The sequence below is a fragment of the uncultured Dokdonia sp. genome, assembly GCF_947492535.1.
Lineage (GTDB): Bacteria > Bacteroidota > Bacteroidia > Flavobacteriales > Flavobacteriaceae > Dokdonia.
Genome location: NZ_CANLNH010000002.1, coordinates 386,615 through 412,828 on the forward strand (window position 1 = coordinate 386,615; position 26,214 = coordinate 412,828).

Below are 26,214 nucleotides of genomic sequence, written 5' to 3' on the forward strand. Positions count from 1 at the left end.
TAAAATAGGTGTTGATCTGTATACGCTTTCGCGAAAGCGTATAAAACCATCTTTTTCTCATATCTAAAATCTATGCAAAATAAGGAAAAAGGCATTTTTACAAAGATTTCTCGATGCCTTTTTAACAAAGAATTGTATATTCCTTATTTGTGAAGTAGCTTTAACATCTAAATGGAGCGTATATGTTAGAATTAGCAGGAATTATTATTCTAGGAATTATTGCACAGTGGGTGGCTTGGCGATTAAAATTGCCTGCAATTCTACCGCTTATACTGATAGGCCTTTTAGTAGGACCTTTTTCTACATTATTTTCTGATGATGGAACAAAGTGGATAGAACCCATATGGAATGGAGTAGAAGGGTTTTTTCCAGGAGAAAGTCTTTATTATTTTGTTTCATTAGCCATAAGTATTATCCTCTTTGAAGGAGGACTTACGCTTAAACGGTCTGAACTTCGTAATATAGGTCCTGTAATAACCAAACTTATTACTCTTGGTAGTATCGTAACTTTTGTAGGAGCTGGCGCTGCTACTTATTTTATTTTTGGACTTAGTCTTAAGATTTCTTTTCTGTTTTCTGGGCTTATTATTGTAACAGGCCCTACGGTGATTTCTCCAATTTTACGTAACATTCCCCTTAAAAAGGATGTATCTTCTGTATTAAAATGGGAAGGGATATTAATAGATCCTATAGGTGCATTAGTTGCTGTATTAGTATATGAGTTTATTTCAGCAGAGGGAGGAGGAGAATTTACAGTCACAGCACTTAAAGAATTTGGTAAAATTGTTCTTTTTGGAAGTACATTTGGTTTTTCTTTTGCACATGCACTAGCTTTTGCAACTAAAAAACATTTGATTCCGCACTACCTCCTTAATGTAGCTACATTATCTGCTGTATTAGGTGTTTTTGTGATGTCAGATGCGTTTGCACATGAATCTGGATTACTTGCAGTTGTAGTAATGGGAATGGTGCTTGGGAATATTAACTTACCTAATTTAAAAGAGCTCTTATATTTTAAAGAATCGTTAAGTGTCTTATTAATTTCTATTTTATTTATACTTCTATCTGCAAATATTAATATAGAAGACCTACAATTACTGTATAGATGGGAAACAGCTGTTTTGTTTCTTGTTGTTGTGTTTGTAATACGACCCATAGGCGTATTTCTTAGTACAAATGGCTCTGATCTCAAAATGAATGAGCGTATTTTTATCAGTTGGGTAGGACCTCGTGGTATTGTCGCTGCTGGTATTGCTTCCCTGTTTGGTTCAAAATTATTATTAAAAGGAGAACCAGGAGCAGAGTATATTACTCCGTTAGTTTTTATGATTGTATTAGGAACAGTATTATTAAACGCTACTACAGCACGAATCTTTGCTAAAGCAATAGGCGTTTTCCTTAAAAAATCTGATGGAATCTTAATTGTAGGAGCCTCAGAGGTATCACGATTAATTGCTAAATATTTACAAAAAAATGATAGGCATGTAGTACTTTTAGATAGTAATGGAGCAAATGTTCGTATGGCAAAAGAAGCAGAATTAGATGCTATCGAAGCCAACATATATTCTGATGATGTTACAGATAATGTTGAGCTTAGTCATATAGGTTATTTAATGTCACTAACGGGAAGTAGTGAAGTGAATAACTACGCAATAAACCGATTTAGAAAACAGTTTGGTGAGAATGGCGCTTTTAGACTTATTTCAAAAAGAGAGATGGACGATCCAAATAATATTCCTAAAGAGGGTCTTTTTTCTACAACAGACGATTATATCAATCTAATAGAAGTCGCTAGAAAATATCCAACTATTCAGGAAGTTCCTGTAAATTCTCAAGAAGAGTTTACATCTATAACGGAAGTATTATTACAGGAAAAGGAAATGATCCCTCTATTCATTAAAGAGAAAGATGGGTATATTGATATTATAAGCTCCCGTATAGAAGAGATAGAATCAAAATCTTTTGAAGGTTGTAATGTGGTATATCTAGGAAAGCCGATGATTAACAAACTTGAGAAAACTGCAAATGAATAGTGATTTAGTTTCTTTTGGCTAATTTATAATAGGTGTTATGATACTTAATGATTAGAGCGCCAGTTCTAATAAACATCCATACAACAAAAGCGATCCAAATTCCCGTAAGACCCCACCCCATATATTTACTAAGGTATATCATAGGAATAAACCCTAAAAAAGTAGCACTTAGTAAAGTGTTACGTAAATAAGCGGTTTCTCCTAAGCCTTTAAATATAGCATCTAGTGTAAAGGTGATAGAATTAAGAGGCTGCATAAGAATCACAATAAAGAAGACCGTATAAAAGATTTCAAGTACACTTTCATCTTTACTAAACAGAAGGCCTGAGGATTTATAAAATAAAAAGGCAGTAATCATTAATAGCCCTGCAACCACTAGATTATATAGATTAAGTCGTTTCGTTAAGGTCCAGAGGTCTTTATAGCTTTTTGCTCCAAGTAATCTTCCTCCTAATACATTACCAGCAGCACCGTATCCATCAATAAAAAAGGCTGTAAATAACCAAATATTAGCAGCAATGGTATGTGCGGCAATCGTTTCTTTTCCTAGTGCCGTGGCTTCTTTTACAGCCAGAACAATAGCAATATTTAGCGACAAGGAACGCACAAATAAATTAAGACTCATACCAATAAGTCTATTAATTTCTTTATGTAAGGGAAAGCGTAAACGCAATGAAACATCGGTCTTTATGAGCACAAAAATAAGTGCCATAATTGCCATAAAAATTTGTGAAATAAGACTTGCCCATGCAGCACCTTTAATACCCATAGGGGTTATTACATCTTCAACACCATATACAAGAACAAAGTCGAGTCCTATATTAATAAGCGCGCCAGACATAGCAACAATCATAGGCCAAAAGGTATTTTGTAAACCTCTAAAAATACCAAAAATAGCAAACGTAAATAGGGTCAACGGGAATCCCCATACTCTGATATTATAGTACTCTAAACTTAAGTCTAAGATCATTCCTTTTGCCTTCAGTACCCTAAAAATTTCTTCAGCAAAAAAGTAAGTGCTTCCCAAAACGATAAAACTGAGGATGATATTAAAATAGACAGCTTGCGCAGGTAAAACTTTAATATCGTCTAGTTTTCCAGCACCTAAATTTTGAGAAATAACAGCAGATATTGCACTTCGCGTTTGTCCTAATATCCAAATGAGTGACGACAAAAAAGCGCCTACAATCCCTACAGCAGCAAGTGATTCTGTACTATAAGCATCCATGTTTCCAACAATAGCAGCATCTGTACTAGAAAGAACAGGCTCTGCGATACCAGCAATAATAGCGGGTATTGCCAGCTGCTGAATACGCTTAAAGGAAATATTTATGGAGGAATTATCTTCGATATGTAATACGTTTTAGTAAGTGAATTACGTGTTAGTCTAGGTTAAGAGAAGTTCATAACAATAAAAAGGAAATTCGCTTTGTTTAGGGAAATAAATATTGCCGAGGCGTTTGTAGCCTCTTTGCTCATAAAATCTTTGATTTCTAGGATTCTGACTAAACGTATCTAATCGTACGGAAATGGCATTATTCGCTTTCGCGAAAGCTTCCGCATATTCCATTAATTGAATGGCATACCCTTGTTTTTGAAACGATGGATGTACGGCGAGCCTATGAATGTAAAGATTCTTTTCATTTGGCGAAAGCCAATTTACAGTGGTGTACTCATCATCCATGAAGGTAGAAATGACAATTGTTCCTATAATCTGATTTTCTTTTTTTAAAAGATAGAGTTCATTACGTTTTATATCCCTTTCAAAAGCCTTTTTTGATGGATAATGCTCATTCCATTGGTAGATTCCTTTAGAGATCATAAAGGCAGCGCAAGCCTTAGTAAGCGATAGAATTTCAGGGATTTCCGAAATTTTTGCGGGTACAATCACAGATATAGAGTATTTTTGCTTTATATACAGCTAAAATAAGTCTTATTCTATGAAAAATATACTTGTTCCTATAGGTTCATCTAATGGTGCCATTACGACACTACAATATGCAATTGATCTTGCCGAAAAGATAGATGCTAATGTATATGTTATTTCTGTTTTTCAAGAGTTTTCAAGAGTTGGTGGTATGTCAAAAGTAAATACCCTACTTAAAGAAGAATCTGAAAATCGTATTGATACGGTACTTAACTCTGTAGATAAGAAGAGTGTATCTGTTATAGCACACCCTATTAAAGGAGAAATATTAGAAGGTGTAGAACGCTTTAATAAACATGTTCCAGTAGATTTAATGATACTATCACCTCGTAGTAACTCGCAAAGAGATGAGGTGTATCTAGGAAAAACCTCTGGAAAACTTGTTAAAGACACTAATATTCCAGCACTTGTTGTTCCTGTAAATGAAGTGTTTAAAGCACCAGAAAAAATACTAATGGCATTCAAGTATGGAAAATTCTCTAAAAAGAGAATGCTAGATCCTATTTTTAAGTTCCAAAAACATTTTGATAGTAAAGTACATCTTTTACATGTTGAGACACCAGATAGCACTCCAGAAATGCTAGAAGTGAGTGGTAAACTTAAAAGAATAATATCTTCATATACCCAAACAAAAAACGCAACTACGTATCAAGGTGTTTTAGAACATTTCCAATCTCACGATCCAGATATGATTTGTGTAGTACAAAGGAAACGAGGGTTTTTCAAAAAGCTTTGGGAGACAGATGCTGTCTTGAAAAAAGATTTTTATACGACAAAACCGTTGCTTATTTTACGAGTAGAAGAGTAGTATTTATATGCTTTCGCGCCTGCCTATCGGCAGATAGGAAATCGTATTTAGCATATGTCGGGGATGTAGCTCAGCTGGCTAGAGCGTTTGACTGGCAGTCAAGAGGTCGTGGGTTCGAGTCCCATCTTCTCCACATCAATTAGAAAACACACGAGAGTGTGGTTTTTCTTTTGGAGAAAACCGAAAGGTCCCCTTTCGAGTTTTTGAAAAAACAATACCAAGGGATGCGCTAGCATTTCTGGTTTTCTATTTGCAGTAGCGGTGTTTATGGGCCCAACGAAGTTAATCCCATCTTCTCCACTTTTAAATATTAAACAATGGCTTTTAAGGTTAGCATACTTAAAAGCTTTTGTTATTTGATAAGCTGTTCCTCAAAAACATACTCCTGACTTCCAATTTCACAGATCAATTGCGTCAATACTTTTTCAAACTCCAGTAAGGTTTCTTTTGTGATGTCACTATCCTTCCCGAATTTAAAAGGCATAAAACCATTTTTAAGCCTCTTAAAGGATATAATACCCGCTTTTGCAGGAAAGGTAATGCCGTTTGATTTGTAGAGCATGTAGGTGTATAAGAGTACTTGGAATGCTTTTTCATAACGGCCTTCAGGAAGTAAAAGATCAGACCATTCTTTGATGATAAGATCAGCTCTATCTACACTACCTGATTTATAATCTATAATACGAACTTCATTATTTCGTATTTCAATACGATCAGCGGTTCCTTTTAAAACGGTTGTAAAAGGTAACTGATCTTGCTGTAAAGGGGTTTGTAATTGTTGCTCTAGTTGAATAATACGTATGTCGTCTCCTTTTTGAATACTTTGTTTTTCAAATGCTAGGAAATTAACTAAGTATCGCTGTATAACTTCATAGATAATTAAATTCTTTCCTTTAGAAAGGTTCATACTCTTAAAAATAAGATCAAATTGTGCTTTGATCACTGGGGTTATTTTAGAGAGCATGGTATCAATATGTCCGGTAGTCAGTTTTGTATTGACATACGGTTTATATAGATATTCTAATGCATTGTGAATAATGGTTCCCATGGTATTGGCAGCCACAATTTCTTCTACTTCATCCAACTCTTTAATACCTAATACGTATTTGTAATAAAACTCTAATGGATTTCGTAAATACGTTCCTATTGCAGAGGGTGATAAGCCAGATGCAAATAAGCCTTTGAGACTTTCTATAACAGCAGTTGTTTTTGTGATGGATTGTGATGGAAGCGTTGTCATAGTTACTGCTGGCGTTGCAACTTCATGACGAATAGGGTGGATTCCTTCTAATTCTAACTGTAGTATAAAACGACTCTTCTCTGTAGCCCCGACACCTTCTGTTGCTGAGGTATACACTAAATGAATGTGTTCTGATCTGTGTAATAAACGATAAAAATGATAAGCATACACGGCATCTTTCTCTTGATACGTCGGTAGGTTATGCATGTATTTTAAATCGTATGGAATATAAGAGTTGCTACTTTTCCCGGCAGGCAGAATGCCTTCATTAAGCGATGTAACAATTACATGCTTAAAATCTAGAAGTCTAGATTCTAGCATTCCCATAATCTGCAATCCTTGGTAAGGATCTCCTTGCAAATCTATAGTTTCAGAAGAGATGGTATCTCTATAGAATCGTATAAACGTAGGGATATCTTCTATATACGTATGTGTAGTATTTAATGTAGATAATTTATTAAAGGTTTTATAAAAACCAAATAGATATTCTAAGTTAAGTGCATCTTCAGAAGGATCTAATGTGTTTTTAAGGAGTTGAATGAGTGTTAAACAATTTTTTATAGCCTTTGCAGGATTGTCTTCCCAAATATCAAATAGTGTCACAATCGCTTCAGGAAGTTGTTCTGTCTTTACTATTTCTTTTAGATCTTCATTATTGATATAAATAATATTTGATTGTTGGATCGCAGTAATAATCAGTTCAGATTGACCTAAGAGAAGTTTATGTATAATAGGTTGTTGTAATAGAGTAATTACATTTTTATAATAAAACCCTTTTTGATTATGCTCTTTTTTTAGTACAAAAAAATGTTCAAACAAAGACGCTAGCGGTGTTTGTCTTAACGGAATACCCATGGTAACATTAATGTTTTTAATATTTTTTGGGAGGGCATTAATAATAGGTAATAAAAGTGACTCGTCACCTAATACTAAAACAGTTTCATTTAGTTGTTCTTTAGAGTATGAAGAGAGTACATTTCCAATATATTTTGCAAGTTGTAATCCTTGAGTAACTTCTGTAATTGTTATTTCTTTCTGTTGGTTATAATGAGTATAAACTGTTTCGAAAGGATGTGATTTAAAATAAGGCCAATTTTTTATATGTTCCCTCATAAATAGGGATGCCTCATGAGCTTTATTATCCATAAAATAAGCTTCAGCATCCCAATAAATTTTAGAGTTGCCAGTAGCTAAAAGTGCCTGTATAAGATGTTGTTCAGAAGTATTTAAGGCATTAAAACCTAAAAACACATGTCTTTTATCTGCATTGTTATTAATGTAATGTTCTATATCTTCTGCAGCTTTCCTATAGATAAGTCCTTGGTGTGCTGTATTGGCTTCAAGCAGTATTGAAGTAAAATGGGTATAATAGTCAGGGAGTAGTTTCCAGAATTTAAGATAATTCTTAATGAGAGAAGTTGTGTCTTTTTCCTTAGACCAGTGATTTAAGTCTTGTATAGCACTTAGGTAATCAAAAAAAGAGGTGTGATCTACAAGATATCTGTCTATCTCATTAAAATCACTTAAAATAGTTTGTGCCCAACCATAAAAGATAGAGAAAGATTCTTTCTCCTTTGGAGGTGTTATTTTTAAATATGCTTGATATAATGCAAATATTTGATCTGTTTGTGATGCCTGTTTAAGACCAGATAAGTATTCTATAAATTCTTCAATACTATATATTTCAGGAGAAAAAATAGATTTCTCTAAATGAATTGCAATACGATTACGAAGAAAACTTCCCGCACGTCTACTAGGAACAATAAATGCTACAGAAGAAAAATCATGTAATTCTTCTATACATTTAGTGATAACGTCTTCTATAAATGATTGCATGTATCTAAAATAATCACTTATTCTATAAATGGAGCATTGTCCTAGAATAAATTAAGGAAAATAAAAAAGCCTTGCGTTAGCAAGGCTTTTTTTAATATATGTTTGTTTTTCTATTACTTAAGAATAGAAAGCTGTACACGTCTGTTTTCTTGACGTCCAGCAGCAGTTTTGTTAGAAGCGATTGGTTGTGACTCTCCAAAACCTTTAGACTCTAAACGAGAAGCATCAATACCATGACTAGTTAAGTAATTTTTAACTGAAGCTGCTCTTTCGTTAGAAAGGTTTAAGTTATAAGCATCACGTCCTCTATCGTCAGTATGTCCTTCGATTAAGAAACGAGTCTTAGGATATTCTTTCATGATTTTAGCAACATTATCAAGAGTTGCATTAGATTCTGCACGAACAGTAGCCGCGTTGTAATCAAAAAGAACTGATTTGAACTGTACGTTAAGTTCGTTAAGAACTTCTACAGATACTTCAGGACATCCATTATTTGCAACAGTACCAGCAACGTCTGGACACTCATCATCTTTGTCTAATACACCGTCACCATCTTTATCTTGGTAAGGACATCCGTTGTTAGCACGAGGACCAGCCTCATTTGGACAACCGTCATCAGCATCTTTAATTCCATCGCTATCAGCATCTGGACATCCACCTAAAGCAGCAACACCAGCTACATTTGGACACGCATCTTTAGGATCAGGGATTCCGTCACCATCAGTATCAGGACATCCTTCAAACTCAGCTGAACCAGCTACAGTAGGACAAGCATCTTTAGAATCTTGGATACCATCTCCGTCAGAATCAGGACATCCGTCAAATTCAGGAATACCAGCAACTTCTGGACAAGCATCATCTTTGTCATAGATTCCGTCACCATCTGTATCTTTTCCTCCAAAAGAGAATCCTAAAGAAGCAGAATGCTGAAAGTGCTTAGGTCCTGTTTCTTCTTCAAATACATGCTTATATAAAGACTGTAATCCTACGTTAAAGTTTTCAGATAACCAGAAACGTACTCCAGCACCTCCGTTAGCAGTTCCAAATCCAGGAGTTCCTCCTGTTAATTCACTGTCTATCCAAGTATAACCAGCTCCAACCGATAAATATGGGTCAAACCAAGTAGTTCCGATAACTTCTTTAAGACTATATGAAACAGCTCCATCTACAGCATAATGTTGTAATTCACTTGAAGGAGAAGCATCACCTAATTTATCTATTCTGTTTAATGTTCCAGTTACTCCAACGATAAATCCGTCACCAACATATCTAGAAATGTTAATATAAGAAACTGAAGGAACGATGTTCCAGTGATCATTTACATTATAAAATTCTTCAAATAAGCCCCCTCTAAGTTCAAGGTTTGTTCCAGCTTGACGAGCACGGTCTCCAACCGGATAAGTGTCAATAGCATTGGCACCGACACTGATTGCCCAAGGGTTATTTTGGTCTTGTGCATTCACCGATCCGATTACCATGATCAGAAGCGAAGCAACTAAAAATCTGCTAAGATGTTTCATTGTTTATTCTTAATTTTAAGTGTTAATTAAAAGCAAAAGTAAGTTGTTAAAACTAATCAACAAAGATAAAAGTACTAAAATTTTAGAAATTCCATTGACTATAGTGTAAAGTTTGCTAATTAATAACGCCTAATTCTTTTCCCACTTTTGTAAATGCCTCTATTGCCTTATCAAGATGTTTTACCTCGTGAGCAGCGCTTAATTGTACACGTATACGGGCTTTATCCCTTGGTACAACAGGAAAAAAGAAACCAATAACGTAGATTCCTTCCTCTAAAAGAGCATCTGCCATTTGTTGAGAAAGTTTTGCATCATATAACATGACAGGAACAATCGCAGAATCGCCATCTATGATATCAAATCCTGCATTTTTCATCCCATTTTTGAAATATGCTGTGTTTTTAGCCAGTTTATCACGTAACGAGGTGTCATTTTCTAACATCTCAAAAACTTTAATAGAGGCGCCAACAATTGCTGGTGCAAGAGAATTTGAAAAAAGATAAGGTCTACTGCGTTGACGTAAGATCTCGATAACTTCTTTTTTAGCCGTTGTATATCCTCCCATAGCACCGCCTAATGCTTTCCCAAGCGTACCTGTGATGATATCAATACGTCCCATCACTTCTTTTTCTTCAAGTGTCCCTCTTCCAGTTTCTCCAATAAACCCAGTAGCATGACACTCATCTATCATCACCAGCGCATCGTATTTGTCTGCCAAGTCACAAATTTTATCTAGAGGAGCAACGAGTCCGTCCATAGAAAATACACCATCGGTTACAATAATTTTATGACGTGCTCCTGCTTCGTTTGCTTTTATAAGCTGTGCTTCTAAATCTTCCATATCATTATTTTGATAACGATAACGAGCTGCTTTACATAAGCGTACTCCATCTATAATAGAAGCATGGTTTAAAGAATCTGAAATAATAGCATCTTCTTTACCTAATAAGGGTTCAAATACACCTCCATTGGCATCAAATGCAGCAGCATATAGTATGGTGTCTTCTGTTCCATAAAAATGGGCAATCTTTTGCTCTAGTTCTTTATGTATGTCTTGAGTACCACAAATAAAACGTACAGAACTCATTCCAAAACCATGTGTATCCATGGCATCTTTTGCTGCTTGGATCACTTCTTTATTTGACGAGAGGCCTAAATAGTTGTTTGCACAGAAGTTAATCACTTCTTCTCCTGTAGAAATTTTAATTACCGCATCCTGTGGCGAGGTAATAATACGTTCTTTTTTATAGAGTCCAGCTTCTTTTATAGAAGCTAATTCGTTTTGTAAGTGCTCTTGTATTTTTCCGTACATGGTTTTAGTTTTTTGCAAATGTATATATTACACCTTAATAATAGTTACTTCTTTATTAATGTATATTAAGAATAATTGTTTTATCACAATATCCATTTCACGTAATAACAGTGCATATTGCTGTATTTGAAATGCATGAGTTTCTGAAGGAATTCCCGTTTTATAATCCATAATAACAGCATCTCCTTCAGGAAGAATTTCTATTCTATCAGGAATGTGAATTGTCCCATCGGCCGAAAGGATTTGTCGTTCATTATATACGGTATGTGCCCGAGAAAAATAAGACTGTAATTCAGCGTGATCTACAACACTAGAAAGGATACCTCTTACCACTTCTTTTTCATCTTCAGCAATCATTCCTTCATATACAGCTTCTGTAACCGCGTGATCTATATCTTGACGGTCTATCACTTTAGCCATTAACTCATGAATTAAGTTTCCATAAGCTATAGCGTTTTGGCGTTCTTCATTCCATAAAAACCCGGCTTTTGTAATGGTACGAATGTTATGTGATTCTTTTGAAGAAGATAAGAAAGGAATGGTTACTGCTTTTTTAGTGTCTTCTATATCATTTTGAACTTTTATTTGAGCCTCTCCATATATATATGGTTTTTCGGGCCCTTCCCAAATTCCTTCCTGATGCAGATATGCTATAAATAGATCACCAAATGTTTTTGGGTCGCTAGTGGTATTAGTTTTGAGTGCGCTTTCGCGAAAGCGTGATAAGACATACACCCGTTCTACAGCTCTGGTTAAGGCTACATATAAGATATTAATAGCGTCAAATTGTTGTTGCGAGATACGTTCTTCATATAAAACACGCCCGTGATCGCTGTATGATGATACATCTGTTTTATGACCTATTAGTAAATGTTCAAATCCTGCAAAATCAGATGCGCTTGTAGGGTACCAGTGGTGCTCATTACGATGTGTATACAATTCTGAATCGGCATATGGATAAATAACAACATCAAATTCCAACCCTTTTGATTTATGCACACTCATGATTTGTATGGCATCACTTTGCGGAGGTGCAACAATACTGAGTTTGTCTTTCTTTTCTTCCCAATAACTTAAAAACCCAATGAGTCCGCCATTATTTCGTTGTGTATATTCAAAAATGGTATTGAGATATCCAAAGAGATAGGCGTCGGCTTCTTTTTCAAGATGAAAAGCACGTATGATATATTCTACACCTTCATAAAGAGGTAATGATTCAAATAAAGAAGGGGAATAGTAAATATGTTTTTCTTCCAGGCCTTTTAGAAAATCAGTTGTAGGCGCTTTTGCCCATTGATTGTAAAAGTCATGAGTGTCTTCAATTTGAAATCTATGTGCTAAAAACGAAAGGAGTTTCAGGGTGATTTGAGGCGTATTAGGTTGTAGCTGTAATTCTAAAACGGAATGAACAAATCGTACTGTCGGAGCACTATATATGAGTAAGCTTTCTGAAGAAACCACTTTCACTTGATGTGCAGCTAGATATTGTGCAATATGAGCCCCATGTTTATTACTACGGGTAAGAATACAAATATCACTTTTAAGAAATCCTTGTTCTATAACCGTATTAATGATTTTTAATACTTCTTCGGGATACATTTCATCTGCATCCTGAGTTGTTTCTGCTTCTATAAATTGTAAAGAAACGAGACCTCCTTTTCTATGATTATATCCTTGGTTATTATCAGTCTTATAAATAGAGGTATATGTTGGGTCTTTAAAAAAAGAAGAGAGGTATGTGAAAAAGCCATTATTAAAAGCAATGATTTCAGAATAGCTTCTATAATTAGTGTCTAGCTGTTCTACCGTTGTATGCTCTATAGAAAAAGGATGTATCTTATTAGAAAGATCTATGAATTGTTCGGCTTTTCCTCCACGCCATCTATAAATGGCTTGTTTTGGATCTCCAACAAGCAATAAGCTATTCTTGACAGTATCTTGCGTCTCTGTCGTTATCGCACTATCTACTAAAGGTATTAAATTATGCCATTGCACTACCGACGTATCTTGAAACTCATCAATAAAGTAATGTACATAGCGTTCTCCAAGACGTTCGTAAATAAAAGCAGCAGGTTGTTCCCTAAGCGATTTATAAATTAAGGCATTAAAATCAGAGATTAAAAGAATATTTTCATCTTCTTTAATTTTTTGAAGTTCTTTCTGTATCAATTGTAATACAGAAAGCGGAACTACCTTTTTTGTAAATGCATTGACGAGTTGGTATTTATAGTATAGGTTTTTAGTTTGCTTAAAACAATCAATAAGCTGATCTCGTATACTATCTATAGCATCTTTTATAGGTTGTTTTTCTGCCTTTTTATAGAATGTATAGTTGTCAATATCTTGTTTCCATTTTGCTTTATAATCTACTTCTAGCGGGTTTTTTTGAAGTTTGACTAAGTGATTATAAAAATATTTTCCTGAAAAATGGGTTTCGTCTAGTTCTAAACTATGTAGTAGGTCTAAATGTGTTGTTGCGCTATGTTCTATACCTGCTTTAAGCGAAACTTCAAATTGAGTCAACTCCTTTTTTAAAGTATCAAAATCATCTAATGTTTTAGATTGTAATTGAGCAACATAAGGAGCATCATTTTCACTAGAAAGCAATTGAGCTATTTCATTAAGATCTCTGGTGATATCCCAACTTTTATCATCATCCGCTTTTTGAAGTGCAAATGCTACGAGAATATCAGTAATACGCTCATCTTGGCCTGCACTATCAATAAGTGCATCTACGGCTCTAGCTTGTAGTGTTTTTGTGTCTAATGATACTTCAAAATTTCCAGAGATTTCTAAATCTTTAGAAAATGTTCTTAAAATACGATGTGTTAACGTATCTATGGTTACCACATCAAAAGCAGCATAATTATGTAAAATAGCATTTAGAATGTGTGATGCTCTTTTTGCAATGGTGGCTGGAGACAGTGCAGTTTCCTTAGCAATGGTAGCCATCATATCATGAATGGAATCTTGTTCTTTATACGTACTAAACGTATGCAGCATTTTCAAGATACGTTCTTTCATTTCCTGAACCGCCTTATTGGTAAACGTGATTGCTAGAAGCTGTCTGTATTTTTTTTGGTTCTCACTTAAAAGTAAGGTCGAGATATACGCTTTTACTAAGCTATAGGTTTTTCCTGAGCCTGCCGAAGCATTTAATACCGTTAAACTATTTGAAGATACCATTGATTAACCCAGTATAAAGGGAGGTATAAAGATAGAAAAGCTACCCGAGACGCGAGTAGCTTTTCTAAACAAACCTAACTAACCAACTTAAAATGTAAGAATGTGACTAAAACCAACACCGTTACATATATAAAAGACGGAAGATTATCAAAAGGGTTGCTTTATTTTATAGATTTTTTATTGAAAAGATTAAAAAAGGCCCAATAATCATATGTGTTATATCAATCCTGTCTATACCGCAATATGATATTTATAGCTGTAAGCATTTTAATTACTCTTACTATTACGTAACTTTGTGAACAATCGATTTATTCACTTAAAATTATACAGATATGTCATTTGAGTTACCAAAACTGAACTATGCATATGATGCATTAGAGCCACATATAGACGCACGCACTATGGAGATACACCATAGCAAACACCATAATGGATATACTTCGAAGCTTAATGCAGCTGTAGAGGGAACAGACTTGGCTGGAAAGACCATAGAAAATATATTGACAAATCTTGATATGTCAAATGGAGCTGTACGTAATAACGGAGGCGGTTTTTATAACCACCGTTTATTCTGGGAAGTGATGTCTCCTGAAGGAGGTGGAGAGCCTACTGGAGAGCTTGCTAATGCGATCAACGAAGCGTACGGAAACTTTGAAGCTTTTAAAGATGCATTTTCAAAAGCAGCAGCGACTCAGTTTGGATCTGGATGGGCATGGTTGTGTGTACACGAAGGAGGAAAAGTAGAAGTGTGTTCAACACCAAACCAAGACAATAGTTTAATGCCAGGTGTAGGATGTGGAGGAACCCCTATCTTAGGAGTAGATGTATGGGAACATGCGTATTACTTAAACTACCAAAACAGACGTCCAGATTATATCAATGCATTTTTTAATGTAATTAACTGGGAAGCAGTAAGCGCAAAATATGCAAATAACAAGTAAGAGATTACTGTTGTAAATACTGAAAAGCCACTCATTTGAGTGGCTTTTTTAATTATGTATTTGAATATATGCTTTTAAAGCACTGGCTTCTTTATAGCTTAAATGAGGAAATGGATTTGCTCGTGTGGAAGCATTGTGTTCAAGACTATCGAGAACTTTTTGTCCCTTTATAAACGCATGGAATATAGAGTCTGAAGGAAATTTTTTCATAGACTCATACACAGCAGGACCAGTCGCTCTCTTATAAATTTTATGGCAAGCAGCTCAGTTCGTTTTAAATAAAACCTTTCCTTCTATTTCTAGTTCAGTAGCTGGTTGCGGATGCATAGAAATAACACCACCACAAAAGTTGTTATTAACCGCTACAGGTTCTTCAGTAGGTTGTTCTGAATAATCAAGATTCCATAGGATATAACTTAATAATGCGATACCTATGAGTGTAACCGCATATATGAGTACGGTATTATCTTTCATATTATCCTAATAATTTTACTACATCTTTTGCAAAATAACTTGCGATCATATGAGCGCCTGCTCTTTTAATGGCTGTGATTTGCTCTAGCATCACAGCATCATGATCTAACCAACCTTGTGCAGCAGCAGCTTTCAGCATAGCATATTCCCCACTTACTTGGTATACAGCTACAGGAACATCTACAGCATCGCGTATATCACGTACAATATCAAGATAGGCAAGTCCAGGTTTTACCATGACAATATCGGCACCCTCTTCGATGTCCATAAGCGTTTCTTTAACCGCTTCATCACGGTTTGCAAAATCCATTTGATAGGTTTTTTTATTTTTAGGAACATCTTGTATATCTGCAGGAGCACTATCCAAAGCATCTCTAAAAGGGCCATAAAAAGCAGAAGCATATTTCGCACTATAACTCATAATGCCTGTATTATAAAATCCTTCATCTTCTAATAAGGTTCGGATTTCAAAAATACGTCCATCCATCATATCACTAGGCGCCACAATATCGGCTCCAGCTTTTGCATGAGATAAAGACATTTCTGCGAGAATTGCATTGGTATCATCATTTACAATCTGACCATGACCCACAACACCATCATGTCCATAACTAGAATATGGATCTAAAGCCACATCAGTCATGACAAGCATTTCAGGACAGGCATCTTTTACTACCTTGATAGCACGTTGCATCAATCCGTCGGGGTTGATAGCTTCAGTTCCGGCATTGTCTTTTAAATTATCAGGAACTTTTACAAACAGCAATACAGATTTGAGACCCATTGCCCAAAGTGCTTTTACTTCCTTTCCAAGAAGGTCTAAACTCTGTCTATAGTAATTAGGCATCGACGGAATTTCTTCTTTAATTCCTGTGCCTTCTACGACAAACAACGGAACAATAAAGTCGTTAGGCGTGATACTAATTTCTCTTACAAGGCTTCGTATGGCCTCAGAAGTTCTTAATCTACGATTTCTTCGTAATGGATACATAAAATACTGTATTTTGCTATTCCTTATTATAGTGCAAATTTACCAAATTAAAAATCGAGTCTGTAGTTTGATATCATTACAAAAAACCTTTCAGTTTAAATATGAGTGGCGTAGTTATCAACGTCGCTTTCTAGAAGGGTTTGATACTCATTTTGAAGATCGTCATTTACATGTTGTTGCTCCACCAGGTTCTGGAAAAACGGTGCTAGGTTTAGAAATGATACGACGTGTAGATCAGAAGACAATCGTATTTGCCCCAACGTTAACTATACGAAATCAATGGGAAGAACGCATGTTTGAATGTTTTGTAGATAAGGGGCGTTGTGATATTCCGCTTTCGCGAAATATAAAACAGCCCGCACATATTACGTTTTCAACCTATCAATCATTACACGCATTTTTTAAAAATGAAATGGAGAGTGATGGAGAGAAACTTGTGGGTTTTTTCGCGAAAGCGGGCATAAAAAATATCGTATTAGATGAAGCACATCATCTTAAAAACGAATGGTGGAAACCGCTGTTTGCTTTAAAAGCATTACCTGAATGCTCCTTAATCGCCCTTACGGCAACGCCACCCTATGATAGTGAGCAACGCGAAATTGCTAAGTATTTTGAATTATGCGGCCCTATTGATGTAGAGATTGGTGTGCCAGAATTAGTCAAAGAAGGAAATTTGTGTCCGCATCAAGATTATATCCATTTTTCACAACCAGATGAAGCACAAGTACAATATATCATTGCGTATAGAATGAAGTTAATGACTTTCATTAATAACCTTGTAGCCGACGTAGCGTTTAAAAATTTCATCCTTCAACATCCTTTTTACACCCAAACTTCTGAGGAATTAGAAGCTATTTATGACCATTCCGATCTGTATGCAGCCATGTTGATTTACTTGAATGCCACAAAAACAGAAATTCCTTTAGAAAAATTGGAAGTTCTAGGTGTTAAAAGTAAAAAAGCAATCATTCCTGATTTTACCTACACCTGGGTGACTTCGTTACTACAACCGTTGTTGGTTGAGCATAGAGAGGCATTATTTGAGCATGAGGCATTACTTTCAAGTATCGAAAAAGAACTACGAAAAATAGGAGCTTTTCATAAGAAGCGTGTTCATCTGGAAGGAAAGAACGAACTCTATAAATCCTTAGCACAAAGCCCTAACAAACTCAAAAGCATACAAGAGATTATAGCTTTTGAGTCAGCACAATTAAAAACCGGTTTACGTGCAGTTGTACTTGCCGATTATATACGGAAAGAGTTTTTAGATACTCCTGAAGAGCAATTGAACACGATTAATAAGTTAGGTGTTGTTCCAATATTTCAATATTTAAAAGCTTCTTTAAGGCGAGATCCTGAAAAATGGCAAGCTACCAATAGACAAGAGAAACTAGCTGTTCTGACAGGAACTTTAGTTATTATACATGACCGTATGCGATCTCATTTGGATGCTGCTATTCCTTCAGATTATTATTCGGTAGCGCCTTTGGGAGAAACAGACTTTTTAATTATCACGCCCAGAGAAAAAGGAAAAAGTCAGATTGTAAGCGTGATGACAGAGCTGTTTGAAAAAGGACATATAGAAGTATTGATAGGGACTACATCTTTATTAGGCGAAGGATGGGATGCGCCTGCCATTAATACGCTAGTGCTAGCTTCTTATGTTGGGTCTTTTGTGATGTCTAATCAGATGCGAGGGAGAGCCATAAGAGTACTTGCAAAAAATCCAGATAAGGTAGCATCTGTATGGCATCTCGGATGTATTGACCCTACAGTTGCAGACGGAGGAGAAGATATTAAAAAGTTATATAAAAGATTTGAGGCTTTTTGTGGTGTTTCTCTTACAGGTAATCCTTTTATAGAAAATGGTGTTGATCGTTTTGCGATTCCTAAAGAGCATTTAGATAAAGACACTCTTAATACACAGATGTTTTCATTTGCGGCACAACGCCAAGAAGTAAAAAGTAGATGGGATATAGCAATTGCTAAAGGGAATATTCTCGTAAGAGAATTAAAGCTAAATTTAGAGAATCTTAAAGGAAGATCAGGACAGAAGAAAGTATACTATAAAGATGTAGTAAAATATACCTTTATTGAGTTAGTCACACTCGCAACGTTTACATTACCAGAACTGTTTTTTAAAAATTTAGGCACCTTTTTATCCCGTGGAGCATTATACTTTTTTTATGCGATACTTTCTGGGTTGGCTATTCTTTTTCTTCCTAAAACGTATAAGGCAATTGTACTTTACATAAAATATGGGCGTATTGATAAACAACTCTATAAAATAGGACAGGCACTTCTTAAGACAATGTATGATAAACACCAGATTATAACACCTATATCACACATACAATTACAAATAGAAAAATTTGATACAGGAGAGGTTTCTTGTTTTATATATGGTGCGACTGCCAAAGAGGAGTTATTGTTTGTAAATAATCTAGAAGAAATCGTTGAAAGAATAGATAGTCCAAGATATATGATCGCTCAGTCTGGCTGGTTACAACGCAAATTTGGCTTTTCAAATTATTTTGCTGTGCCTGCTGTTTTTGCAGAGCGTAAAGAAGATGCCTTGCTGTTTTTTAACTATTGGAAAATCTATAAAGGATCTGCTAAGTTAATTTTTACTAGAAATACAGAAGGTCGTAAAAAACTATTAAAAGCACGTTTCCATTACTTAAATACGGAAGGTGGTTTTAAAACAAAGACGGCAGCTATTTGGAAGTGATGTTACTTAAAAATATTTGCAGTCCATGTAAATATAACCATGATTAAGAAAGCGGCACCTCCTATTGTGGCAATACTGCTTGTGAATAAGAATCCAAAAATCCCTATACATATAATAAGTGCGCCTACAGAAATTCCAAAATAGCGTGCCTTCTTGGAGTATTCCAGAAAAGCTCTTGGTAATGGGATTAAAGCAGATAAACTAGCGATAGCCAGAGGGAGAAAATAATCTATTTTAAGAGTATAAAACACAAGAATAGATAGGAGTCCAAGGGTGATTAATCCAGTAAAAAAATAACCACTTAATTGTTCTTTGCTACTTAATAGATATTTCCCATAGGAGTTAAAACCTAAGATAGCATTGGACATAGGTTCCATAATCCAACTTCCTAACGCAAATAATAAATAAGCAATAAGAAGAGGAATTGCTAAGTATGTAAGGCCATTTGCACTTAAAAACTTAAATGAGAAGCGATACACTATATAAATTCCTATGAGAATTCCCCATTGGTTTTTTGTAGATTGTTTACTAATCCAAAAAGAGTATTTTAAATAATTACGATAGATAAAATTTTTTGCTTTTAGGGCAGTACTCATGCCTTCTCTAGCATACTGATAATTAGGATCGATTTGTAATGCTTCTTTAAAGTGAGATAATGCGGTATCTATTTTATTGTTTTCAAGAGCTACCCAACCCACATTTGCATGCGAATAAGAATCTTCAGGATTTTCAAATAAAATATCTTCAATAGTATGCCCTGCTTCTGATACGCGATTTAACTTTGTAAGTAATTGTGCTCTTATATTAAGACAAAAGCTATTTTTAGGATCTATATGTAAACCTTCATTAGCATTTTCTAATCCTTCTTCATACTTTTTTAATTGGAGAAGTATTGCAGCTTTAAACCCAAAGTAATTCGAATCATAAGGATCTATTGAGATCGCTTCATTAATGTTTTGTAATGCTTCTTGTTCTTGATCTTGTTGTAAAGCGATGCGCGCTTTTAGATAGAAGACATCTTGATCATTTGGAGATTCAGAAAGTAATCCCTCTGCAAGGTCTGCTGCTTTTTTATATTCAGAAAGCATATAATAAGACTGTGCCAGATAAAATCTACTTTCCCAATTTTTTAAATCTTTTGCAAAATACGTAACCGCATCTTGATATCTGCCTAATTCATATAATTGTACTCCTCTCAGTAAATCTGATGATTCCATCGTATTCCTATTTGGTTAATTTTAAATAATCAAGAATATCATCATACAATCCTCCATCATTAGCATATAAAGCATAATTCTTTGCAGATCTAAACCATTCTTTTGTGGTAGGTTTCGACTTTTTTATCCCTTTTAAAATATCCTTTGTACTAAGTGGTTTAGGAATACCATCTTTAAAAGAAGCTTGTAATTTATGTTCTACAGCAATATCAATAGCTGCCATAATATCTGCTCCTGAAAATTCTTTAGATGCTTTTGCTAGTGATTTGTAATCTATAGGATCTGTAGGTTTTTGTTTGAGATGGATGTTAAAAATAGCTTCGCGTGCTTCTGCATCAGGTGGTGACACAAAAATAATTCTATCAAAACGACCTGGTCTTCTAAACGCAGGGTCCAAATACCATGGGGCATTGGTTGCGCCTAAAACAAGGATGCCATCATTATCAGATTCTAAACCATCTAATTCTGCTAAAAATTGATTAATAACTGTTCGACCAGCTGTTTTATTGACATCATTTCGATTGGCGCCTAAAGCATCTATCTCATCAATAAAAATAACACAAGGTTTATTTTTACGAGCGACTTCAAAAATTTCGTGTAAGTTACGTTCAGAACTTCCTATCCACATGTCTAGAATATCATTAATTCCTACATTAATGAAACTAGCATTAATCTCTCCTGCCGTTGCTTTTGCTAGGTGAGTTTTTCCACAGCCAGGAGGTCCATATAACAAAATACCTCCTCCAATTTTCTTGCCATACGCTTTGTATAAATCTTGATGTTGTAATGGCTTAATAATTTTAAGAGAAATTTCTTCTTTTACAAGATCCATACCACCTACATCACTAAAAGAAGCATCAGATTTGCTAATAAAAGAAAGCGCATCTTCATCTGTAAAATCAGCATCTGGAGTAGTACTTACTTTCATATACTGATCAAAATCTTCATTGCTATATGAAGGGTCTATAGAAAGAATGACTTGATATGTTTTTTGTGCTTCGGCAATATCCTTTTGGTTAAGCTGACAATAACAAAGTAATTCCAAGTGTTTTATATCACTAGAGTTTGATGTTATCTCTTCTAATAGTACAAGAGCAGCAGGTATTTTGTTCTGCTTGTAAAAGCAAGTAGCTAAGATAAATTTTGCCTGTTTATGAGTGCTTTCTATATTGAGTACTTCAATTAAGTGTTGTTCGGCTTCTGTAAAATCACCCTGATCAATATAGAGCTTGGCCACTTGTATTTTAAGTGGAATATTGTTAGGAGAAAATTGAAGTGCTTCTAATAAACTTTCTAGCATGGAGAATAAATTATTTTTTCAAAAATATTATTTAGAACTCATCTTGACTTTTATAAGAAGTAAAGAGAGACTAAAAATACGTTTTCATTATTTAAATATAGAAAGAGGACTTAAAATAAAAACAATTGATATTTAGAAATAGATATATAGTTGCAGTAGTACTATATATTTTTATTTTTTCAATTCTTTAATAAGTTTGGAAACCTCACTATAATTAGAAAGATTATCTATTATATATAAATTTTGGTCAAAAGTGATGCCTCTCCTTCTAAATAGGTATTAATCGTATTCAAGAATTAAAAAATTACACCCACTCCTTTGGATTTTTCAATACTTCTAGAAGCCTAGCTTCTTCACTTCCTTCTTCAGGGTGATGATCATATTTCCATTGTACTACAGGAGGAAGACTCATTAAAATACTCTCGATACGGCCATTGGTTTTAAGACCAAATAGGGTGCCTTTGTCGTGTACGAGATTAAATTCTACATAGCGGCCACGACGTACTTCTTGCCAATCTTTTTGTGCTTTCGCGAAAGCGGTATCCTTTCTACGCTCTACTATTGGAATATAGGCTTCTAAAAAGCTATCTCCAACGGTCGTCACAAAATTGTACCAATCTCGCATAGACATTTCTTCTGTCTTTTTGAGATAGTCAAAAAACAGACCACCTAAACCACGACCTTCATTGCGATGTGCATTATAAAAATACTCATCACAACGTGCTTTATATTTTGGGTAAAATGCAGGATCATGTGCATCACAGGCATTTTTACATACCGTATGAAAATGAATGGCATCTTCATCAAATAGATAATAAGGCGTTAAGTCCTGACCTCCACCAAACCACTGATCTACGATCTCCCCCTCTTTATTATACATTTCAAAATAGCGCCAATTTGCATGTACCGTTGGCACCATGGGGCTTTTTGGATGTAATACAAGAGACAGTCCGCAGGCAAAGAAGTTAGCATCTTTTACGCCAAAATACTGCTGCATGGTTTCTGGTAATTTCCCGTGAACTTCAGAGATATTCACGCCTCCTTTTTCAAATACATTCCCATTTTCAATCACACGCGTACGACCACCCCCACCTTCAGGACGTTTCCATAGATCTTCTTGAAATGTGGCTTTACCATCTATAGTTTCTATAGCTGTTGTAATAGTGTCTTGTAAGTTTTTAATGTAGGATACAAATTGGTCTTTCATAAGGTACTTTCTTCTTAAGAGAGTTGTTTGTTTTTTTGAGATGCGGGAAGCTGTTGTTTTGTGTCAGGCTCTAATAACTCAATAGTTTGTTTAGTAGCTGCAGTTACAGAAAGCGGTAATACAAGAATAACCCCAACAATTGGAATTAATAAAAACAGCATAAACACAATACCATTTCCTATCGCTTGTCCTTTATTTTTACGAACAAATTGTATGCTTTTATCATAGTCATAATGACGTTCTAAGGTATAATCCATATTACCAAAACCAGCATAATACGCTTGTGTTAAAAATAAGAGTACTGTCGAAATAAGACCAATCACAGGAATAAGTCCTAGTAACAGTATAGGAATCGTCAAGAGCAATTCCATACTTAGGTTACGTACGTTTATTCGAATACCTCGCCAGAGTTGTGCCTTAAAGCTCGTCTCTCTATGCGTATGATTTGCTCCGGATAAATGGGCTTCAATTTTTTCTGATACAGGACTCATAAAAGGAGCACTTAATGCCATGACAATGTGTTTATATAAGATGAATCCAATTGCAATGATGAATAATGCACTTAAGATTTCGGCAAATACAAAAAAGGCATGTTTTCCAAATTCCCAAGGCCAGATTTGTTCTATCCAATGTCCAATATTATCAGAAAGGCTATAAGCAGAAACGCCTATAATAATAGCAGTGAGTAAGCTAATAGTCATCGGAATGGCAAAATATTTCCAAAGACCTAGTTTAGTCACAAGCCCAAAAGAGCTGCCGTAGGTTTTAAGTCCGTTAAGAATACCTTTAATCATCTTCTATATGTGTTAATGTGTCAGGGTGCTCCTGCATTTGTTCTATAGTGGTATGCTTTCGCGAAAGCGGAATCAACACCATCACCAATTGTACGAGTTGGCTCTCACTTGCATCTGTATGTTTCATTGCAAAGGTACGTCCTACATGATTATTATGTAAATCCATAGCTCTTGCTAAAGGTGCGTTTACAGAAAAATCTTCATGCCAATCGGTAATACGTTTTGCCCATGAAGCAGCTTTTTCTATAGAAGACCATCGTTTGCATCTGCGGATAATTAAAACATTCCATAGCGCATGTCTAAACGCATTAGCACGACCATTTTTATGATGTGCTTTTCCGAATTTTTGGTCACAAACCTTTACTGTTTTACGAGTGGCCGTATACGTTGGAATCACATACAATGGATGTCGTAAGCAAAACCCGGCAAGACTCCAGAGCTGCTTAAAATCCATTGATTTTATGACCTTATTGAGGTTCACACTACTCTTTGTATTCTTTTACAGCTTCTATAAAGGCACCTGCATTTTCTAAAGGTACATTAGGTAAAATACCATGCCCAAGATTTACAATGTATTTATCTTTTCCAAAGGCACGAATCATCTCTGTAACCATTCGTTTAATTTCGCTCGGAGGCGAAAACAAACGTGTAGGATCAAAATTACCTTGTAATGTAATGTTTCCACCCGTTAAATAACGCGCATTACGAGCACTTACAGTCCAGTCTACACCTAATGCTGAAGCACCCGATTTTGCCATCGTATCTAACGCAAACCAACATCCTTTTCCAAAAGCAATCACAGGAGATTCGTCTTTAAGCGCATCTATAATTTGCTGGATATATTGCCATGAGAAGGTTTGATAATCTTCTGGAGAAAGCATGCCTCCCCAACTATCAAAAACTTGTACAGCATTCACACCTGCTTTTACTTTCTCTTTAAGATAAGCAATCGTCGTATCTGTAATTTTTTGTAATAATGTATGCGCTGCGAGCGGTTGTGTAAAACAAAACTCTTTAGCTTTATCAAAGTTTTTTGATCCTTGTCCTTGCACACAATAGCAAAGAATTGTCCACGGACTACCAGCAAAACCAATCAACGGAATTTCATCATTGAGTTTTTCTTTGGTCATTTTGATCGCATCCATCACATATCCTAATGTTTCCTGAATATCTGGAACAATCACCTGTTCTACATCTTTTGCAGATCGAATAGGGTTAGGTAACCACGGACCAATATTTGGTTTCATCTCTACATCTATATTCATAGCTTGTGGAATCACGAGAATATCTGAAAACAAAATGGCAGCATCCATCCCGTAACGACGTATAGGTTGTACGGTAATTTCACTAGCTAGTTCAGGTGTTTGACAGCGTGTAAAGAAATCATATTTTGCTTTGATTTCCATAAATTCAGGGAGATATCGTCCTGCCTGACGCATCATCCATACGGGAGGACGCTCTACAGTTTCTCCTTTTAAAGCTCTTAAAAATAAATCGTTTTTTAGTGTACTCATAATGTTATGTCTGTTCGAGCGCAGTCGAGAACTAAAATAATATGTTGTTTGTTGGCCTCTCGACTGCGCTCGAGGGGACACATTTGTTTTGTTAAACTTAACTAGTTAATTTTTTTAATGTATTTACCGCTTTTGCGATGGTACTTTCTATGGTTGTTGCATTAGATACAATCACTTGATTTGTGTATTTTCTTGCTTCGGTTGCTGTGGTTTCTCCAATGCAGAAAAACCTCACCCCCAGCCCCTCTCCTTGAGGAGAGGGTAGCTTTTTATTTGCACTAAAGTAACTTTGTACTCCACTGGGACTATAAAATAAAATTCCGTCAAACGCCTGATGAAATACCTGCTCATTTCTATGAGTTTCATAAGTCACAATTTCGTTACAAGGAATCTTCGCTTGTTTTAAAATTGTAGGCAATTCGTCTCTACGTTGTTTACTACAGAAATACGTAAAATGCTCGTTTTTATAGTTTTTTGCTATAAAATGTGCTAATTCTGCTCCATTTTGAGCTGTTTTGGCTACTTTATAACTGTTTTCTTCTAAAAGAGCCGTTGTTTTATTTCCAACGCAAAAACACCTCACCCCAGCCCTCTCCTCAAGGAGAGGGAGCTTTTTAATCACATTTAAAAATGCTTTAGCCCCGTTTTGACTTGTAATAATGACATTCTGAATATCTTTTGGAATCTCAAAATCGATGGGTTGTACAGAAATCGCATCATATTCCACAAAACTGACACCTGCATTGAGAAGGAGTTCTCGCTGGTTTGAGAGTAGTTTTTTTGTGGATAACACCCTCATCCCAACCTTCTCCCTCAAGGGAGAAGGAGCTTTTTCTCCTTTTCTTTTGATAATATCATCATAAATAACTTGAATGCTTTCAAGAGCTATTTTATTTGGATAGCGTAGTACACGATATCCTAATCCTCTTAAATGAGTATCTCTAAGTTCATCCTTTTCTTTTTGATCTTTCTTATTGTGATATGCTCCATCAAGCTCTATGACAAGCATAATTTCTAGAGAACAAAAATCAACGATGTATTCTTTTATAGGATGTTGTCTTCTAAATTTAAGATTTTCAAATTGCCTGTTTCTTAGTAATTGCCATAGATGCTCCTCGGCAGGTGTTTGTTCCTGTCTTAAGTGCCGAGCGATATCTTTTTTGGTAGCTTTTTTCATAATTTC

The 26,214-nt window shown here is 35.3% G+C and carries 19 protein-coding genes and 1 tRNA gene; 5 read left to right on the plus strand and 15 right to left on the minus strand.

The features are described 5' to 3' along the window. The first annotated feature begins 182 nt into the window (after nt 1-182). Nucleotides 183-2,033 carry a sodium:proton antiporter gene (locus Q1A60_RS04635; protein WP_299762077.1) on the plus strand — a complete coding sequence of 617 codons (1,851 nt, stop codon included), beginning with the start codon at nt 183-185 and terminating at the stop codon, nt 2,031-2,033. Between the two features lie 4 nt (nt 2,034-2,037). On the opposite strand, the gene Q1A60_RS04640 is transcribed toward Q1A60_RS04635, so the two are convergent. Then, nucleotides 2,038-3,384, minus strand: coding sequence for an MATE family efflux transporter (locus Q1A60_RS04640; RefSeq protein ID WP_299762583.1), 1,347 nt, complete (start codon nt 3,382-3,384; stop codon nt 2,038-2,040). A 36-nt stretch (nt 3,385-3,420) separates the two neighbouring features. Beyond that, nucleotides 3,421-3,924 carry a GNAT family N-acetyltransferase gene (locus tag Q1A60_RS04645; RefSeq protein WP_299762080.1) on the minus strand — a complete coding sequence of 168 codons (504 nt, stop codon included), beginning with the start codon at nt 3,922-3,924 and terminating at the stop codon, nt 3,421-3,423. 49 nt (nt 3,925-3,973) lie between these two features. Between Q1A60_RS04645 and Q1A60_RS04650 the strand changes: the two genes are divergently transcribed. After that, on the plus strand, nt 3,974-4,768 hold the full coding sequence (locus Q1A60_RS04650; RefSeq protein WP_299762083.1) for a universal stress protein: 795 nt from the start codon (nt 3,974-3,976) through the stop codon (nt 4,766-4,768). 59 nt (nt 4,769-4,827) lie between these two features. After that, a tRNA-Ala gene (locus tag Q1A60_RS04655) sits at nt 4,828-4,901 on the plus strand. Between the two features lie 219 nt (nt 4,902-5,120). Here Q1A60_RS04655 and Q1A60_RS04660 read toward each other — a convergent pair. The 4 genes from Q1A60_RS04660 to Q1A60_RS04675 all read right to left on the minus strand — a co-directional run bounded on the left by Q1A60_RS04660 (nt 5,121) and on the right by Q1A60_RS04675 (nt 13,862). After that, entirely contained in the window at nt 5,121-7,844 is a 2,724-nt protein-coding gene (locus Q1A60_RS04660) for a PD-(D/E)XK nuclease family protein (RefSeq protein WP_299762086.1), read from the minus strand. A 113-nt stretch (nt 7,845-7,957) separates the two neighbouring features. Continuing rightward, the gene (locus Q1A60_RS04665) at nt 7,958-9,364 is read right to left on the minus strand and encodes an OmpA family protein (RefSeq protein ID WP_299762089.1); all 1,407 of its coding nucleotides are present in this window, start codon (nt 9,362-9,364) and stop codon (nt 7,958-7,960) included. A gap of 115 nt (nt 9,365-9,479) precedes the next feature. Then, nucleotides 9,480-10,676 carry a glycine C-acetyltransferase gene (gene kbl / locus Q1A60_RS04670; RefSeq protein ID WP_299762091.1) on the minus strand — a complete coding sequence of 399 codons (1,197 nt, stop codon included), beginning with the start codon at nt 10,674-10,676 and terminating at the stop codon, nt 9,480-9,482. A gap of 27 nt (nt 10,677-10,703) precedes the next feature. Continuing rightward, nucleotides 10,704-13,862: a UvrD-helicase domain-containing protein gene (locus tag Q1A60_RS04675; protein WP_299762094.1), complete on the minus strand. Its 3,159-nt coding sequence runs from the start codon at nt 13,860-13,862 to the stop codon at nt 10,704-10,706. Nucleotides 13,863-14,194: 332 nt separating this feature from the next. On the opposite strand from Q1A60_RS04675, the gene Q1A60_RS04680 reads away from it, so the two are divergent. Then, nucleotides 14,195-14,803: a superoxide dismutase gene (locus Q1A60_RS04680; protein WP_299762097.1), complete on the plus strand. Its 609-nt coding sequence runs from the start codon at nt 14,195-14,197 to the stop codon at nt 14,801-14,803. 264 nt (nt 14,804-15,067) lie between these two features. On the opposite strand, the gene Q1A60_RS04685 is transcribed toward Q1A60_RS04680, so the two are convergent. Beyond that, nucleotides 15,068-15,277 carry a hypothetical protein gene (locus Q1A60_RS04685; protein ID WP_299762101.1) on the minus strand — a complete coding sequence of 70 codons (210 nt, stop codon included), beginning with the start codon at nt 15,275-15,277 and terminating at the stop codon, nt 15,068-15,070. A 1-nt stretch (nt 15,278) separates the two neighbouring features. Then, nucleotides 15,279-16,268 (minus strand): porphobilinogen synthase, encoded by a 990-nt coding sequence (hemB, locus tag Q1A60_RS04690; RefSeq protein ID WP_299762104.1) that lies wholly within the window; start codon nt 16,266-16,268, stop codon nt 15,279-15,281. Nucleotides 16,269-16,335: 67 nt separating this feature from the next. Between hemB and Q1A60_RS04695 the strand changes: the two genes are divergently transcribed. Next, complete coding sequence (locus Q1A60_RS04695) at nt 16,336-18,999, plus strand: DEAD/DEAH box helicase family protein (RefSeq protein ID WP_299762107.1); 2,664 nt, start codon at nt 16,336-16,338, stop codon at nt 18,997-18,999. 2 nt (nt 19,000-19,001) lie between these two features. Here the strand turns inward: Q1A60_RS04695 and Q1A60_RS04700 are convergent, their stop codons facing one another. From Q1A60_RS04700 to Q1A60_RS04730, 7 genes are all read right to left on the minus strand, one after another. Then, entirely contained in the window at nt 19,002-20,216 is a 1,215-nt protein-coding gene (locus Q1A60_RS04700) for a tetratricopeptide repeat protein (RefSeq protein WP_299762110.1), read from the minus strand. 7 nt (nt 20,217-20,223) lie between these two features. After that, nucleotides 20,224-21,516 carry an AAA family ATPase gene (locus tag Q1A60_RS04705; protein WP_299762113.1) on the minus strand — a complete coding sequence of 431 codons (1,293 nt, stop codon included), beginning with the start codon at nt 21,514-21,516 and terminating at the stop codon, nt 20,224-20,226. A 304-nt stretch (nt 21,517-21,820) separates the two neighbouring features. Next, entirely contained in the window at nt 21,821-22,723 is a 903-nt protein-coding gene (gene hemF / locus Q1A60_RS04710) for an oxygen-dependent coproporphyrinogen oxidase (RefSeq protein ID WP_299762116.1), read from the minus strand. A gap of 14 nt (nt 22,724-22,737) precedes the next feature. Next, nucleotides 22,738-23,517, minus strand: coding sequence for an EI24 domain-containing protein (locus Q1A60_RS04715; RefSeq protein WP_299762119.1), 780 nt, complete (start codon nt 23,515-23,517; stop codon nt 22,738-22,740). Beyond that, nucleotides 23,510-23,971: a hypothetical protein gene (locus Q1A60_RS04720; protein WP_299762121.1), complete on the minus strand. Its 462-nt coding sequence runs from the start codon at nt 23,969-23,971 to the stop codon at nt 23,510-23,512. Before Q1A60_RS04720 ends, Q1A60_RS04715 begins: the two co-directional genes overlap by 8 nt. A gap of 28 nt (nt 23,972-23,999) precedes the next feature. After that, nucleotides 24,000-25,031, minus strand: coding sequence for a uroporphyrinogen decarboxylase (gene hemE / locus Q1A60_RS04725; RefSeq protein WP_299762124.1), 1,032 nt, complete (start codon nt 25,029-25,031; stop codon nt 24,000-24,002). 97 nt (nt 25,032-25,128) lie between these two features. Next, nucleotides 25,129-26,208, minus strand: a complete 1,080-nt coding sequence (locus Q1A60_RS04730) for a DUF559 domain-containing protein (RefSeq protein WP_299762126.1) — start codon at nt 26,206-26,208, stop codon at nt 25,129-25,131. Nucleotides 26,209-26,214 lie beyond the last annotated feature (6 nt).

Coding starts and splice junctions, on each gene's coding strand:
- kbl (WP_299762091.1), bottom strand. CDS start 10,676: ATGTACGGAAAAATACAAGAGCACTTACAAAACGAATTAGCTTCTATA.
- Q1A60_RS04650 (WP_299762083.1), top strand. CDS start 3,974: ATGAAAAATATACTTGTTCCTATAGGTTCATCTAATGGTGCCATTACG.
- Q1A60_RS04720 (WP_299762121.1), bottom strand. CDS start 23,971: ATGGATTTTAAGCAGCTCTGGAGTCTTGCCGGGTTTTGCTTACGACAT.
- Q1A60_RS04685 (WP_299762101.1), bottom strand. CDS start 15,277: ATGAAAGATAATACCGTACTCATATATGCGGTTACACTCATAGGTATC.
- Q1A60_RS04665 (WP_299762089.1), bottom strand. CDS start 9,364: ATGAAACATCTTAGCAGATTTTTAGTTGCTTCGCTTCTGATCATGGTA.
- Q1A60_RS04660 (WP_299762086.1), bottom strand. CDS start 7,844: ATGCAATCATTTATAGAAGACGTTATCACTAAATGTATAGAAGAATTA.
- hemE (WP_299762124.1), bottom strand. CDS start 25,031: ATGAGTACACTAAAAAACGATTTATTTTTAAGAGCTTTAAAAGGAGAA.
- hemB (WP_299762104.1), bottom strand. CDS start 16,268: ATGTATCCATTACGAAGAAATCGTAGATTAAGAACTTCTGAGGCCATA.
- Q1A60_RS04730 (WP_299762126.1), bottom strand. CDS start 26,208: ATGAAAAAAGCTACCAAAAAAGATATCGCTCGGCACTTAAGACAGGAA.
- Q1A60_RS04675 (WP_299762094.1), bottom strand. CDS start 13,862: ATGGTATCTTCAAATAGTTTAACGGTATTAAATGCTTCGGCAGGCTCA.
- Q1A60_RS04680 (WP_299762097.1), top strand. CDS start 14,195: ATGTCATTTGAGTTACCAAAACTGAACTATGCATATGATGCATTAGAG.
- Q1A60_RS04700 (WP_299762110.1), bottom strand. CDS start 20,216: ATGGAATCATCAGATTTACTGAGAGGAGTACAATTATATGAATTAGGC.
- Q1A60_RS04635 (WP_299762077.1), top strand. CDS start 183: ATGTTAGAATTAGCAGGAATTATTATTCTAGGAATTATTGCACAGTGG.
- Q1A60_RS04715 (WP_299762119.1), bottom strand. CDS start 23,517: ATGATTAAAGGTATTCTTAACGGACTTAAAACCTACGGCAGCTCTTTT.
- hemF (WP_299762116.1), bottom strand. CDS start 22,723: ATGAAAGACCAATTTGTATCCTACATTAAAAACTTACAAGACACTATT.
- Q1A60_RS04705 (WP_299762113.1), bottom strand. CDS start 21,516: ATGCTAGAAAGTTTATTAGAAGCACTTCAATTTTCTCCTAACAATATT.